The organism is Nostoc linckia z4 (assembly GCF_002608075.1).
GTDB lineage: Bacteria > Cyanobacteriota > Cyanobacteriia > Cyanobacteriales > Nostocaceae > Nostoc > Nostoc linckia.
Genome location: NZ_LAHA01000002.1, coordinates 231,564 through 245,609, shown reverse-complemented (window position 1 = coordinate 245,609; position 14,046 = coordinate 231,564). Strand labels below are relative to the sequence as shown.

Annotated in this window: 11 protein-coding genes; 5 read left to right on the top strand and 6 right to left on the bottom strand. The window is 42.0% G+C overall.

The genetic code is table 11. The features are described 5' to 3' along the window. Window positions 1–201 precede the first annotated feature (201 nt). Window positions 202–1,146, top strand: a complete 945-nt coding sequence (locus VF06_RS03345) for a glycosyltransferase family 2 protein (RefSeq protein WP_099069688.1) — start codon at window positions 202–204, stop codon at window positions 1,144–1,146. Between the two features lie 140 nt (window positions 1,147–1,286). Here VF06_RS03345 and VF06_RS03340 read toward each other — a convergent pair whose 3' ends face one another. Together VF06_RS03340 and VF06_RS03335 are read right to left on the bottom strand one after the other, a co-directional pair. Continuing rightward, window positions 1,287–1,655 (bottom strand): aspartyl protease, encoded by a 369-nt coding sequence (locus tag VF06_RS03340; protein ID WP_099069687.1) that lies wholly within the window; start codon window positions 1,653–1,655, stop codon window positions 1,287–1,289. Then, window positions 1,652–1,969 (bottom strand): hypothetical protein, encoded by a 318-nt coding sequence (locus VF06_RS03335; protein ID WP_099069686.1) that lies wholly within the window; start codon window positions 1,967–1,969, stop codon window positions 1,652–1,654. The genes VF06_RS03340 and VF06_RS03335 overlap by 4 nt, the downstream gene beginning before the upstream one ends. Window positions 1,970–2,222: 253 nt before the next feature. On the opposite strand from VF06_RS03335, the gene VF06_RS03330 reads away from it, so the two are divergent. Further along, the gene (locus tag VF06_RS03330) at window positions 2,223–3,284 is read left to right on the top strand and encodes a glycosyltransferase family 4 protein (protein ID WP_099069685.1); all 1,062 of its coding nucleotides are present in this window, start codon (window positions 2,223–2,225) and stop codon (window positions 3,282–3,284) included. Between the two features lie 208 nt (window positions 3,285–3,492). Here VF06_RS03330 and VF06_RS03325 read toward each other — a convergent pair whose 3' ends face one another. Beyond that, window positions 3,493–6,765, bottom strand: coding sequence for an efflux RND transporter permease subunit (locus tag VF06_RS03325; protein ID WP_099069684.1), 3,273 nt, complete (start codon window positions 6,763–6,765; stop codon window positions 3,493–3,495). Window positions 6,766–6,840: 75 nt separating this feature from the next. Next, window positions 6,841–8,334, bottom strand: coding sequence for an efflux RND transporter periplasmic adaptor subunit (locus tag VF06_RS03320; RefSeq protein WP_244917966.1), 1,494 nt, complete (start codon window positions 8,332–8,334; stop codon window positions 6,841–6,843). An 834-nt stretch (window positions 8,335–9,168) separates the two neighbouring features. On the opposite strand from VF06_RS03320, the gene rbp reads away from it, so the two are divergent. Beyond that, a complete protein-coding gene (gene rbp, locus VF06_RS03310) occupies window positions 9,169–9,477 on the top strand; it encodes an RNA-binding regulator (protein WP_099069682.1) in 309 nt (102 codons plus the stop codon). 432 nt (window positions 9,478–9,909) lie between these two features. Here the strand turns inward: rbp and VF06_RS03300 are convergent, their stop codons facing one another. Beyond that, window positions 9,910–10,125 carry a DUF2839 domain-containing protein gene (locus tag VF06_RS03300; protein ID WP_099069681.1) on the bottom strand — a complete coding sequence of 72 codons (216 nt, stop codon included), beginning with the start codon at window positions 10,123–10,125 and terminating at the stop codon, window positions 9,910–9,912. A gap of 241 nt (window positions 10,126–10,366) precedes the next feature. After that, complete coding sequence (locus VF06_RS03295) at window positions 10,367–11,932, bottom strand: helicase C-terminal domain-containing protein (RefSeq protein ID WP_099069680.1); 1,566 nt, start codon at window positions 11,930–11,932, stop codon at window positions 10,367–10,369. Window positions 11,933–12,274: 342 nt separating this feature from the next. Here VF06_RS03295 and VF06_RS03290 point away from each other — a divergent pair, with 342 nt between their 5' ends. Next, the gene (locus VF06_RS03290; protein WP_099069679.1) at window positions 12,275–13,246 is read left to right on the top strand and encodes a M48 family metallopeptidase; all 972 of its coding nucleotides are present in this window, start codon (window positions 12,275–12,277) and stop codon (window positions 13,244–13,246) included. A 180-nt stretch (window positions 13,247–13,426) separates the two neighbouring features. Next, entirely contained in the window at window positions 13,427–13,855 is a 429-nt protein-coding gene (locus tag VF06_RS03285) for a hypothetical protein (protein ID WP_099069678.1), read from the top strand. The last annotated feature ends 191 nt before the right edge of the window (window positions 13,856–14,046 follow it).

The following is a 14,046-nucleotide window of genomic DNA, read 5'->3' as shown; positions in this document are numbered from 1 at the left end:
ATTTTTGGGTTGGTAGAGTACTAGACAGTGGGGAATGGGGAAAAGACTACTTTCATGTTTGGGTGTGAAACTTGCTTTATCTGGACTGCCTTGTGTCTTACCTCTACTACCAATGTTGAGGCCGTTCTACTTAATTTCACTGATACAACAGCCTGAAAATGAAAGCTATATTGCAAAATGCTACACCACAGGTATGAATTTATGAAATTTAGTGTTGTGATTACTACTTATAATCGCTTGGATTTGCTCAAAAGAGCAATTGATTCGGCTTGCAATCAAACCATTGAGTGTGAGGTGGTTGTTGCTGATGATTGTTCTTCTGATGACACCCAAGCCTATATTCAAAGCTTAGGCGATAAAATTGTTTATCATCGCAATGAAGTTAACCAAGGTCATGCAGCGACGGTAAATGCTGGAGTTGCCAAAGCTAGTGGCGATTGGATTAAGTTTCTCGATGATGATGATTATCTAGCTGCTAATTGTATAGAAGAAATAACCAAGGCCATCGCCCTTCGTCCCGATGCTGTAATCTGCTCTTGTGTTGCGGCTCAAGTAGATGCTAATGAAGTGGAACTTTCCCGCACTCCCGAAGTTGGCCCTGGTTTAGCTTTTTATATCCCACAAGCTGATATTCACTACGGGATGCTGTTAGAGCTTGTACCCTTTGGTACACCCGTACAAGTAGCTTGTCAGCGCGATGCTTTTTTGAAAACTGGTGGTTGGGATTCCACACTGGATGCTAATTGTGATGACATCGATTCTTGGATTAAGATTGCTCAATTTGGTGATGCTATTTTCTTAAATCAATGTCTTGCTTATCGTACTATCTGGCCTGGTGCATATAATCAAAAATTTTCTTTGCCTCGACGGTTGGCAACAAATATTTTAATGAAAGAGAAAATTTACGCTTTAGTAAATGAAGAACATCGTCTAAAAATTCCCCGTTTTCAGGATATAAAAAATTATCTCAAACTACATTGGAGTATAGTGGCGCTCAAGCAAAAAAATATTCAAAGCTTTCTGTCAATGATTGATTTGTCTGCACTTTCTCCTCAGTCTTGGAAGTTTTTGCTCAGTGCTACTTTATCACGTCGCACTCAGGGAAAAAATTCTCAAGTTCGTAAACTTGTGTTGATTGAATCGTAGTAGAGGAGAATTCAGGAGTCAGAATTCAGAATTCAGAAGTCAAACTATTTTTGTCAATGCGTAAGTTCTAAATTTGACGACATACTTACAGGGCTTACGCAATTTGCACAGGGTGGCGATCGCCATATAGAAATTCTTGATTAAATTAACTCTAAAGTGGCTAGATTTTGGTTATAATTAGCAACCAATATCAATAATTTTAGCCATTGAGAACCTAGTAAAATTTCCTGTATTTCATCTCCAGCAAATACAGGAATTTCCCATTCTTGATTATCTATTATTATCCTACCACTATAAACATCAAATTCAGTTTCTCCTTGAGCAGTTCTTAATTTATCTTGATTTAAAAAATCCCACTCAAGACTTTGTACATCTTGTTTGTTCATGGCTAAAAATTCAGTGAACCCTGTATCTAACATTGTTTCTACAGGAAAACTAATACCATCCTTACCAATTAAATCAATTTCAAAATAAATTTGTCCATTTTCTCCAAATCTCCCCTCAATCATATTCTGCCACTAACTCCGGTTTCATTAATGCCAAAAATATGATGAATCACATGAGGATATTTTTCTCTGGCCATTTTACTTGCTACTTCTTTATCACGATGGATAAAATAATCGCCACTATCAGGTTCAATGGCAATATACCAACCATAGTATTTATCTAGTATTTCTGGTTTTAAACGCTCAAAAATCACCCAACAACGTTCATAAAATGCCTGTCTTCTGGCTTTGTCTTCAGCTTTTTGTGCATCTGTCCATTGAATTTCCGGAAATACTCTCCCACGTCTCACTATTCTTTCTGGTGAAGAGTGTGTCATATTTTTGACCTGATGAAAGTTTGTTGTCCATATTTAATTATAAATATGTTGCAAAATTTTTTGTAAAGTATCACCCAGGGTTTACCTAATTCTTATCTTCTTTTATCCCGATTTATTAAGTTGTTACTGAATAAGTCTTTAAAGCTAAGTGGCTGAATAAATTAGCTATTGGTTAGTAGCAATTTGTAAATTTTACACGCTACTGGCTACTTTTAGTTACTTATCTTTATTTTTTATACATATGTCAAAAACTATGCGAATTATACATATTTTGAACCACATTCAAGAGATAGGTAACGGTATTGTGAATGTGGCTGTGGATTTGGCTTGTTTACAGTCCAAATCTGGGCATGAGGTAGCGGTTATTTCTAGTGGTGGTGAATACGAAATATTACTCAAAAAATATGGTGTTAAACATTACGAACTAGACCAAACTCGCAAACCAATAAATATGATTAAAGCAGCTATTGGTTACAGAGCGATCGCCACAAAATTCCAACCTGATATTGTTCACGCACACATGATGACGGGAGTCTTACTCGCACGCATTTTTCAAAATCGTTACGCTTTAGTTTCCACAGTACACAATGAATTTCAGCGTGCTAGCCTACTGATGGGTTTAGCTGACAGGGTTATTGCTGTCAGTCAGGCGGTGCGAGATTCTATGGCACGGCGCGGTATCCCAGAAAATAAGTTGCGGGTGGTATGCAATGGAACGTTAGGGAGTCCCCGCACCCAGCAAATAGGAGATTATCAAACTTTAGCGTTACAACGTCCAGCCATTGCCACCGTAGCCGGTATGTATCAACGCAAGGGAATTGCTGAATTAATCGCTGCTTTTGAACAAATCGCTTCAGATTTTCCCCAAGTCCATCTTTATTTGGTAGGTAATGGCCCTGATAAACAACTATTTGAAACACAAGCACAAGGAACTTCTGTGTCCGAACGCATTCATTTTGAAGGCTTTCAACCAGAACCCCAACGCTACCTAAAATCTTGTGACATATTTGTGCTGGCTTCTCACCGCGACCCCTGTCCTTTGGTGCTTTCAGAAGCCAGAGAAGCTGGAACTGCCATTGTTGGGACTCAGGTAGATGGAATTCCGGAAGCCTTAGATAATGGTCAAGCAGGCCTTTTGGTGCCAGCAAAAGATAGTCGTGCTTTGGCTGGTGTCTTAGTGCAATTATTGAGCGATAGTAATATGTTGCAAGAATGGAAACAACGAGCAAATCAAAATCTAGAACGGCTGAGTGTCGCCCGCGTTCATCAGGAAACATTAGCAGTGTATGGTGAAGTGACGTACTCCCCGCTCTGATGCTACGAATACTTCAGAGGGCTTCTTACTAACTTCTGCCGACGCATAGGATTCACAGTAAGCTTTACTCAAAGGAATTCACAATTTACGCATTAAGAAAGCCAACAGAATGTGCCAACGAAAAAACCTCGTTGGCACATTAGATTTATTTAAATTTCACTGTCTAAGTGTTGAAAAGTTTAATTTGTTGGTAAAGTACGATGCAATGTTAATCTTTATCAGTGATGGAAATAAGTTTTTTCTTAAATCCACGTAACCAGATTAACACTGGCTTTGTCCATTTTCCACCCAGCAAATCGTGGAGTAGGACATAAAAAGAAGGGATGATAAACAACGTCAGCATTGTTGCGATCGCCATCCCAAAGAAAACTACAATTCCTAAAGGCTGCAAAAACTCAGAACCTTCACCAATACCTAATGCTAAGGGAAACAGTCCCAAAATCGTAGTGACTGTAGTCATTACAATTGGGCGTAAGCGTTGGGGTGCAGCTTTGGCGATGGCAATTTGGCGAGTACAACCAATTTCTTCTCGAATTTGGTTTGCCAGTTCTACCATGAGAATCCCTGCGTTTACCACAATTCCCACTAATAACACTACACCAACAATTACAGTTGCGCCAATTGGAGTTTGGGTAATATAAAGTCCAAAAATTCCCCCAGCTAAGGCCAGTGGTACTGTGAACATAATTACCAATGGGTCAATCAGCGAATTGTATTGCACCGCCATCACTACAAAGATTAAGAACGTTGCCAACGCTCCCAAAGTTTTTAAAGCATCCTGGAGTTGTTGATTGGTTTCTTGAGCTGAACTAGGCACAATTGAAACCCCATCAGGTAAATCTACGTCCTGAAGTATTTCGTTGACTTCTGCTATGGCTTCACCAAGACTAGCTCCCTCACTGAGATTACCTGCCACAATAAAAGCTTGGCGCTGATTAATTCGTTGCACCTCACCAGGCGCTTGGCCTTCTTGAATGGTTGCAACATCAAAAAGGCGGACTAATTGATTATTTTCAGTAAATAGCGGTAATTGCTCTATTTGAGAAGGACGCCCAATAGCTTCTTTATTTAGCTGCACCCGGACATCAACTAAACGATTACCCCGTTGAATTTGGGTGGGAACTGAACCTTCAATTGCTGTCTGGACTGTTGCACCAATTTCTTGAGCGCTCAACCCCAAAGTCGCAACCCGTTCCCAGTCAGGGCGAATTTGGATTTCCGGTTGTCGGGGGTCGGCATCTGGTCGGAATGTCGCTAATTGTGCCCTTTCTTGTAATGCTTCGAGGACTTGGGCACCTGCCTGGGTTAAGCTTTCTTCATTCTCACCTTGCAAAATTACGTCCAGATCTGAGCCTTGCGCTGGAGAATTATTCAAAATTAAACCCCGCACCTGACCAGGACTGAGCCGCAGCAGAATTCCTGCTAAGTTCAGTTGGTTAAATTCCTGAGTTACTTTTTTGACAAAGGCTTCGACATCCGCGCCTGGTTTGAGATTGATAGTACTACTGGCACGTAATGGATTTTCTGTAGTGTTGCTGCCAAATAAATTACCACCCACAGTTGTGAAAGTAGACTCGGTTTCTGGTTGTTTGAGCAAAATCTCATCGACAATTTGCATAACTTTTTGAGAAGTTGCTAGAGGTGTACCAGCGGGAAACTGCGCTCTCAAGCTAGCTTGTCCGGTACTGATGCGGGGTAAAATTTCTTGGGGAATTTGACCAAACATCAAGAAGCTACTGCCACCCAAAATTAAAAAAGCAACAATTACTACGAGGAGCCGATAGCGTAAAACCTTGGTTAAAAAGTTACTGTATCCGCGCGTAGCATCTTCAAATCGATGATTAAACTGTCTCAGCAGCCAAAATTCGCTGATGCGACTAGACCAAGAAATTCCTAAAAGCCGAGAAGACAGCATCGGCACTACTGTAATGGCAACCACAAGGGAAGCTGCCACTGCAAAACTAATTGTCAAAATCAGTTCATTAAATAGTAGTGCAATAAAGCCACCAATTAACAGGAATGGCACTACAGAAACTAAGTTTGCACCTGTGGCAGCAACTAAGGCAGATTCTACTTCTTGAGAAGCATCAATAGCAGTGTCAACAAAAAATTTGGAATTTCTCCTTTTTCCCTCTGCCTCCATCTCTCTTTGATTGGGAGTCATGCCTACTTTTTCGGAAATATTTTCCAAGATCACAACTGATGTGTCAATTGCTTGACCGACTCCTAATGTCAAACCTGCCAAACTAAAAACATTCAAAGTTAAGCCAAAGAGTTTCATCAAAGCGATCGCAGCCAAAGTACACAGTGGAATCGTTAAACTGATAATCAATGTTTGTCTAAACGATCCCAAAAATAACAACACTGCTGCTGCTGCTAACAATGCCCCAGAAATGCCGGAAAAGATGACATCATTTAAAGAATTGCGGATAAAGACAGATTCATCTGTAGTGGGAATCAAAGTCATGTCTGCTGGAATTAAACCCGATTGCCGCAATTGTTCAATTCGCCGCTTAACAGCTTCTACAACTGTGATTGTATTGGCCTCAGGCTGCTTTCTAACTGAAAATTTCACAGCTGGCTGACGATTCAGGTAAACAAATACTCGCTGCTCTTGTGTATCGTCAATTACTTGAGCAAAGTCTCTTAAATAAACGCGTCGAGGAGGTGCAGCCGTAGTAGTGGTAGTGGTAGAAGAAGAAGACGCAACTCGCAAGGAAAGGTTTTCAATTTCACTAGCACTTTGGAAGCGTCCTATAGTCCTAGTCAATGGTTCAGAATTTTGTCCCAGAATCCGACCACCAGAAGTGTCTTGGTTTCGGGCTGTTAATTCATCTAATAGATTGTTTAACCCCACACCCAAAGCTTGTAATCGGTTCAAGTCAACAAGTACTCGTACTTCTTCTTCCGCACCACCAGATACATCAATTGATGCGACTCCTGGCACAACACTGAGTTCACGGGTTAACTCTTCATCAGCAAATACGCGTAAATCTTTACCTGGCAATGAAGCAGATGTCAGTGCTAATTCATAAATTGGCAATTGGGAAGGATCGACTTTAAATAAGCGCGGTTCTTCTATCGTATCTGGCAGTTGCGATCGCCCTCGGTTGAAAGCAGCAGTGGCATCATTTAGGGCTTGGTCGATGTCGCCCCCTGGCTGGAAGTATAAATCCAGGTTCACCTGTCCTTCGCGGGTACGGGAAAAAACTTGTACTACATTCTCGGTTGCAGATAAAGCTTCTTCTAAAGGTCTGGTGATTTCATCTACCGCTACTTCTGGGGAAATTCCAGGGGCTTCTAGCCGAACGCCAATTCGTGGATAGGTAATTGCTGGTAGGAGATCGACTTGGATGGTTGTAAGAAAAAATATCCCAATGACAATTACTGCCACGGTGAGCATAAGTGTACCAATGTGTTGGCGGATAGCGATCGTACTCAGACTAAATCCGCTATTGCCATTATTATTTGCTTGTTGCATGATACTAAATGCTAAGTGCTAAGTGCTGACTACTAAGTACTTTTTTCATTGGTATGGTGTTTATTGCTCACCCTACTATTGTTTTTCTGACAGAATTGAGAGACTTACAATGTCGCCCTCTTTTAAGGGTTTACCACTACGAACAACATAGCGTTCTCCTGGTTGCAAGCCAGATAAAATTTCCACTTTACTATCAGCTCTTTTTCCTAAGGTGACAGTACGCGCTGTTACTTTTGCTTTGCCTTCTGCATCGCTGAGAACAAACAAGGTTCCAGTTTGATTTTGTGTGTTGGCTGTGTTGCTTTTCTTTTGAAGAGCTTGTTTCTGAATTGCTGTTTGCGGCACCACTACCCTTTGTGTTGTCTGGGTTTCAAAATTGACTCGCGCCAGTAATCCACTGCCAATTTTGCTATCACTGTTGGGAATTACCACTTCTACAGGTATCAAGCGAGCTGTGGCATCGGCAGCTGGGGAAATCCGCGTTACTCTACCAATTAATGTTTCATTGGGAAAAGCATCTAAACGGACTTTTACAGATTGTCCGACTTGAATTTTTGCCAGTTCTAATTCGGAAACTTGCACCACGACTTTTACGCGGTTAAAGTCGCCAATTTTAAAGACTTCACTACCTGCTTGCAGAAGATTGCCTGGTTCTGTAACTTTTTCTGTAACTACACCAGTGATGGGAGATATCAGTCGAGCGTAAGATCTGCGTTCTTTGGCTTCTGCAACCAAGGCCTGTTGGGCTAGGACTCTGCCTTGAGCCGCAGCGACGGCTTGCTGTTCTGTACGTACTTGCTCTTGAGCCGCCCGCAATGCCTGGGCAGCCGTTTGCGCCTGGGTACGCGCCTGTTCAGCAGCTTGTTGAGCAATGGCTCCGGCTTGGAATAGTTTCTGTTGGCGTTGCGAGTCTGCCTGCGCTTGCACCACTTCTAGTCTGGCTCGTTCTACATCAGCACGGGCATTACTTACTTGAGTACTTGCCCTGACTACTTCTGATTTTAAGGCTGCAAGTTCGGCTTCTGCTTGTTTGTAGGCTGTTAGTAACAGGGCATCATCTAATTGCCCCACAGTCTGACCTCTAGTAACTGTATCGCCTACATCTAAATTCAAAGACAATAACCTGGCTTCCACTTGCGATCGCAATGACACAATGCGAAAGGGTGTTGTGTTACCTGTATATTCTGGTTGTGTTTGTAATAAGTCTGTTCGAGCGATCGCCACATCTACAGGTGTTGCACCATTACCCCGTCCCCGCGCACCAGGACTCTGAGATTGTGCCTCGGCTGATTCCTTAGGCAGCGATCCACAGCTAACTGTTAGTAGTCCTATACCTACTAAACAGGGAATTAATAAAGTTTTCAAAGGAGGAGAGGTAAAAAAATATTTTTTCCCCTTCCTATTTTTTGCCACAAGTTTGCTTTTGACATCTGCGTTGGCACAGCCCACTACAGACATGGCTACCTCAGTTTTTGCAACTGAATCTAACTCGATATTAATTAGCTGGGTATTGGTTACGGAATCTGTCATTTTCACCTGTTTGTGCGGCTTATTTATGTCCAAAATCATTTAGTTTTCTCCTATGGGGAGGCTTTGGGATTAAACAGCCGTGTTTTCCCAAGTAATTCTGAGAGATATTTCTAATAAAAAACGGCGAGAACGAATAAGCTGTCCAACAGTAATTTTCTATAAACTGAAAACTACTGTTTTCCCATAAAAGTCCCGAAATTCTCACCGCTCTACTTCTTATAAAGAGGTAGACAATCTTCTTGCAGCTAATCAATTATAAACTTAGTATAAATATTTTTCAGTTTTCTGTAATCTACCCATAGGAGAAAACTGGCTTTACCATAAGACACGAAACTTTTTTTCCCATGCTGAAACATGGCGGTATTAAATTTTCCTTATTTCTAGATAATAGCTTGATTCTACTAAAAATACTAGTATTTTTAGTAGAATGTCAACTGTATCCAGATCGCAAAAGTAAACATTTACTTGTTGGGCAGCGGCAGTATTGACTATGGACTGTTAACTGAGATGTTATTATTTAGGGGCTTGCAAGTAAAAAATATTTCATTGATATTGTTGACTGTTGACGATTCACAATTAACAGTCAACTGTCAACACTCAACACTTTAAGCGGAATAATTTATTTTTTCGAGTTTTCTTACCCCCTACTCCTCTGTCTTTACACGGTTGCTGAGGCAGTTAACATAAATTTTTTTAAAAATTTTCAACCTTTTCACCGGAAAGTTGACTATATGTGTCATCATGGTGAGTGAAATGAGAATTAATTCGGCGACAGTGTTTGTTCTTAGTATTGACAGGCTTTTTCCTTGTGGTATTACAGACTTCTCTCCGAAATCTAAATCTCTGCATACTCTATGATTTTGGAGATCTTTCATGTCAATTTACGTAGGTAACCTCTCTTATGAAGTTACACGGGAAGCACTGAGCGCTGTTTTTGCAGAATATGGTTCTGTAAAGCGGGTTCAGTTGCCTACAGACCGCGAAACAGGTCGTTTGCGGGGCTTTGGTTTTGTGGAAATGAGTTCAGATGCTGAAGAAGCAGCTGCCATTGAAGCTCTTGATGGTGCTGAATGGCTGGGTCGTGACTTAAAAGTAAATAAAGCCAAGCCCAGAGAAGACAGAGGTGGTTCTTTTGGTGGCGGAAACCGTGGCGGTGGTGGTTACAACCGCAATCGTTACTAAAGTAATTACACACCAGTAATACTGTTTCACTTTAATGCTGATATATTGAGGCAAGCTCCATAAGTTCTTGAGCAGAGGAGCAAAAGAAAAAATGATTTGTGTCATTCATTTGCCGAAATAGTATTAAAACGAACATTAGTATCAGCTTAAATCTGTTGCTCAATTTTAGATAATCAGTACAAGTTAGTTCAATCTAGAAAAGGCTCAAGCAGCAATGCTTGGGCTTTTTGTATGAAAAATATAGCAACTGAAAATTTTACAATGAGGGGTTGCCACAGGCAAATTTTGCAAACTCGATCCCTTGCAATCAGCGATTAATATTATGGGAACTTGTTTGTTTTAGTTTAACTTTTGAGTGCAGCAATGTTAGAACAACACTCTCAAGAGGCGATCGCATTAATTTTAGCCAGTGTTAGAAACACTCAATCATTATCAAGCAACTACTTGCCACCAACCAAAAGCAGGGCCGATAAAACGGATGGTTAACCATGCTGTAACCATAATACCGATGCCTATCCAAGCACCACGAGTAGTCCAACTTACAAATAATTCCGCTTGACTTTTGCTGATGGGAACCCAAGGCAAGATGCGAGTTTCTTGACCGTATGTTTCCCCTAGTGCGGTTTTCCGACGTTTTGCTTCACCCATAATTAGGAATTGAAATCAACTTCAGCTCTAATTTTATCTTGCCAGGAATTGTCGTCATAGACAATTAAGGTATTGGGTATGGGGCATGGGGCATGGGGGAGATGTAGCTTCTCTTTTAGAGACGCTAGCGCGAACCCGGAGGGTGGGAGATGGGGAGATGGGGAGATGGGGGAGACAAGGAGAATAATTCCTCAGTCAACAGTTAACAGTCAACAGTCAACACTCCCAATACCCCATGCCCTTATGCCGAATTCTCCTCATTTGTATTGGCAAACAAACTGGGATCGAGATAGTTAATACGGGCCAAGGGACTTAAGGCTGCGAGAATTTGAGCGCCGTAGCTGCGGTTAACTACACGACTATCAAGCAAAGCGACAATACCTTGACTTTCTCGCACTGGAGCGATGGCTCGTTGTAATTCATTCAAGGCGGTTGGTAATAAATATAAACGGAACCAATCTTGATGCGATCGCTTATAACGAGCGACTCTACCAGCTACTAGAGGATTTTCTAAAGATGGTAGCGGCAAAGTCGCAATAATTAACAGCTGGGGTGCAGGTAACACTTGCTGATGTTCTCGCCAAAATTCCCAACCGCTTACCAAAATACCATTTTCATCTAAACAAGTTTTTTCCACCTGCACCCGCGAACCAAATTCTGAGGCCAAAATTGTGCCGACTTGGGACTTGAGTGGGACATCACCCACCAAAATCACAGTTAACCCTGGTGCTGTAGCACTCAGACAAACCAGAGTGCGGACTTTGTGAATAAATGCCGCTTGAAATTCTGGTGTATTGGGTAGGGGTAACTTATAAGGTACATACAGCTGAATTGCTTCGGCTTGACTTTCAGAAGAAAATTTCAGGCAAGTTAAATCTTCCAAACCTAAACGCTGACGGAACAGGGGAGCCTCCGTTTCTGGTTCTACAGCACTGCCAATTAAAACTACTGGTTGTCGCTGCCAAATGGGGGAAAGTATTTTTCCTAATTCCATTGGGGCGTAGTGCAAAGAAAATAAACCTTGGCGACGGGCGATAGTCGCCCAGAAGAGGGCAGAGGGGGCAGGGGAGGCAGAGGGTGAAACACTTTCTGTTAGCAGTTGAAATTCTTGCCAGAAATGTTTCCAATTCTCTGGGATATTACTGATGTCTAAAGTAGAATAAAGACGGTTTAAAATGTCTATTTCTAGTCCAGAAATGAGATAGCACTCATAGGGATTAGCAGGATGCTGAAAAAGTTCGTGTGTCAGTTGTATCCTTGCTTCGCGAATTGCTTCAGCTTGGTTTGGGCAAGCTAGCATGAGTTGATCCCAATCATGGGGTTGAATTTCTTGGGCGAGCTGATGACGCACCCAATCTTCGAGGTCGTCTACGCCATCAATAATTGTAGGAATACCTTTGGGAAAGCGATCGCCATCAGCCAACTGTCCTTTTAACCAAGCTTCAGGGGAAGTCAACAGTAGCCCTTGGAACTGGGCATCAGGCCATGCGTCACCTGTCCTAATTGGTTTGTTGGCTGGTAGCCACTGCTGTAGACGGGGAATTTCCACCCGCAACAGAAGTTGTTGCACTGATTCTTGAGCAACAATAATTACAGGGCCATGCCACATCAGGGCTGATGCTACGAAACTGGTACGATATCGTCCTTGATACCCACAAACTGCCCCCACTTGAATGAGGGCGCTACGTTCCAGGCGCAAGGCGCGTGCTACCAACCGTGCCATCGTCAAATGATGGGGCCAGGAGGGGAACCCCGCCTGCGATCGCAAAAAGTTATGTAGTGACAAATGAACTTCTGCCTCAATCACACGCTTTTAATCCCATAACAAAGTGACTTTTACCAATAAAGCCCCATTTCTATTATGTTGTCCTTTGTCATTGATCATTTGTCATTTGTCTTCTGTTACAGAGTTCAGGCAGTCCGTTGGTGGGGTTCCCCCGCTTAAAGGAACTGCCCTTGAGCCACTGCGTTCCACAGGACTTTCTTTGGGCTTGTTCGCCCTTAGGGTTACCGTAGGATAGCAACTGGCGTCTGAAATATAAAGAAGCCTTAGCTTTTAACTTTGGGCTTAGTCATTTGTTCTTTATCTAAAACTAATGACTAATGACTAATGACCAATGACTAATGACCAATCACCAATTACCTAATTATGCCAACCTACACAGGAATTTCCAGCGAAGCCTTCAGGCATCCCCTGGATAGCCAAGCAGAGCAAGCTTTACGTAATTTACCAGGATTTGATTTTTTAGCCCGTAAATTTGTGGAATTTTTCGCTGAACGCCCTCAGTTAGTTTATTTAATGGGCAACACCATCCAAGTCGGGCCGCGCCAATATTCCACCATCTACCAGATTTTTCGGGAATGCGTCCGAGATTTGGACATTTATCCAGAACCCGCACTGTTTGTTGAGCAAAATTCCCAAGCTAATAGCTACGCACTTGGACAAGAGCATCCTTACATAGTCATAAATACAGGGATATTAGACTTACTAAACGAAGTTGAAATTAGGGCGGTGTTAGCCCATGAACTGGGGCACATTAAATGTGGTCATACTATTTTAATTCAAATGGCGATATGGGCGAGGAGTGTAGCTACTACCGTTGGGGAATTAACCTTTGGCATTGGTAATTTCCTTAGTCAAGGTTTGTTGCTTGCTTTTTACGAATGGCGACGTAAAGCTGAGTTATCGTCAGATCGGGCTGCTTTATTGGTAATGGATGACTTAAATCCCGTGATGAGTTCGATGATGAAAGTCACGGGCGGTAGTTTCAAATATGCCCACGAATGCAGTTTACAAGAATTTATGAAACAGTCTGAAAATTATCAAGCACTTGATGAAGATGGACTTAACCAAGTGTATAAATTCTTAATGTACACTGGGTTTCAAGGTGCAATGATGACACATCCTTTTCCTGTGGAGCGTTTGCACTACTTACAACAGTGGGCGGTATCAGAGGAGTATCAGCAAATTCGTCAAGGAAACTACCAGCGATCGCCCGCATCTGGAGCAGTAAATGTTCCTGCAGATTCTTCCGAAAATGAAAAAGAAGCTTTGCGCCGTCAAATTGAAGAATTACAACGCGAAATTAACAGAATGAGAAGGCCGGATAATAATTCGTAAAAGGACTAGAGAGTGGGGAGCAGGGGGCAGGGGAAAAGGTTAGAGGGAAAAGGAATAAATTTAATCTTTCCCCTTTCCCCCTTTCCCTTTCCCCTTTCCCCCTTTCCCCATGCTCAATGCCCAATGCCCCATGCCCAACCCCCAGCCCATATCTGAGCATTAAATTAGGCATTTTTCAACATGGCGATTTACTTGATAAAACGGCTTTTTGTATTATTTAATATCCTTGCTTTTATTTTCTTCATACCGGGAATTGCCCTAGCTGCAAACGTTCAACTAAATAATACTTCGAGTATTCTTGTCGCCAAAACTACTAAAGCTGTCAGCGATTCTACTTTAATATCAGATATTAACCTGACTCCCCAACAACGCCAACAACTCCAGGGTATACGTCAGAGAAGAAACAAGGAAATTCAGGCAGTATTAAATTCATCTCAGCGTGCCCAATTTGCTCGCAATCTCCGCGCTGGTAACAATATCAATCAAGCGCTCAAAACACTGAAGTTACAACCAGAACAGCAAGAATTAGTGGACGCAATATTGAAGTTTACTAACTTGAAAATGAAGGCAACTCTATCTCGCTATTCGCTCAAAGTCAATCAAAAATAAAGGTTTTATTTTTAGATTAAAGTTTGCGATCGCCACACTTATGGAAATAATTTACCAATGTGAATTTCAATTTCCGGAAATGGGATGGAGGATAACGTCCCTTGTTGTCTGGGAAAAGGTTAAGGGGTAAGGGGATTTGGATGTATTTGAAACCTTTCCCCCTTCCCCTTTCCCCTTTCCCCGAACCGTAT

What these genes read in the sequence shown, in the direction of transcription:
- VF06_RS03345 (WP_099069688.1), top strand. Translation starts at nt 202, where the DNA reads ATGAAATTTAGTGTTGTGATTACTACTTATAATCGCTTGGATTTGCTC.
- VF06_RS03340 (WP_099069687.1), bottom strand. Translation starts at nt 1,655, where the DNA reads ATGATTGAGGGGAGATTTGGAGAAAATGGACAAATTTATTTTGAAATT.
- VF06_RS03335 (WP_099069686.1), bottom strand. Translation starts at nt 1,969, where the DNA reads ATGACACACTCTTCACCAGAAAGAATAGTGAGACGTGGGAGAGTATTT.
- VF06_RS03330 (WP_099069685.1), top strand. Translation starts at nt 2,223, where the DNA reads ATGCGAATTATACATATTTTGAACCACATTCAAGAGATAGGTAACGGT.
- VF06_RS03325 (WP_099069684.1), bottom strand. Translation starts at nt 6,765, where the DNA reads ATGCAACAAGCAAATAATAATGGCAATAGCGGATTTAGTCTGAGTACG.
- VF06_RS03320 (WP_244917966.1), bottom strand. Translation starts at nt 8,334, where the DNA reads ATGATTTTGGACATAAATAAGCCGCACAAACAGGTGAAAATGACAGAT.
- rbp (WP_099069682.1), top strand. Translation starts at nt 9,169, where the DNA reads ATGTCAATTTACGTAGGTAACCTCTCTTATGAAGTTACACGGGAAGCA.
- VF06_RS03300 (WP_099069681.1), bottom strand. Translation starts at nt 10,125, where the DNA reads ATGGGTGAAGCAAAACGTCGGAAAACCGCACTAGGGGAAACATACGGT.
- VF06_RS03290 (WP_099069679.1), top strand. Translation starts at nt 12,275, where the DNA reads ATGCCAACCTACACAGGAATTTCCAGCGAAGCCTTCAGGCATCCCCTG.
- VF06_RS03285 (WP_099069678.1), top strand. Translation starts at nt 13,427, where the DNA reads ATGGCGATTTACTTGATAAAACGGCTTTTTGTATTATTTAATATCCTT.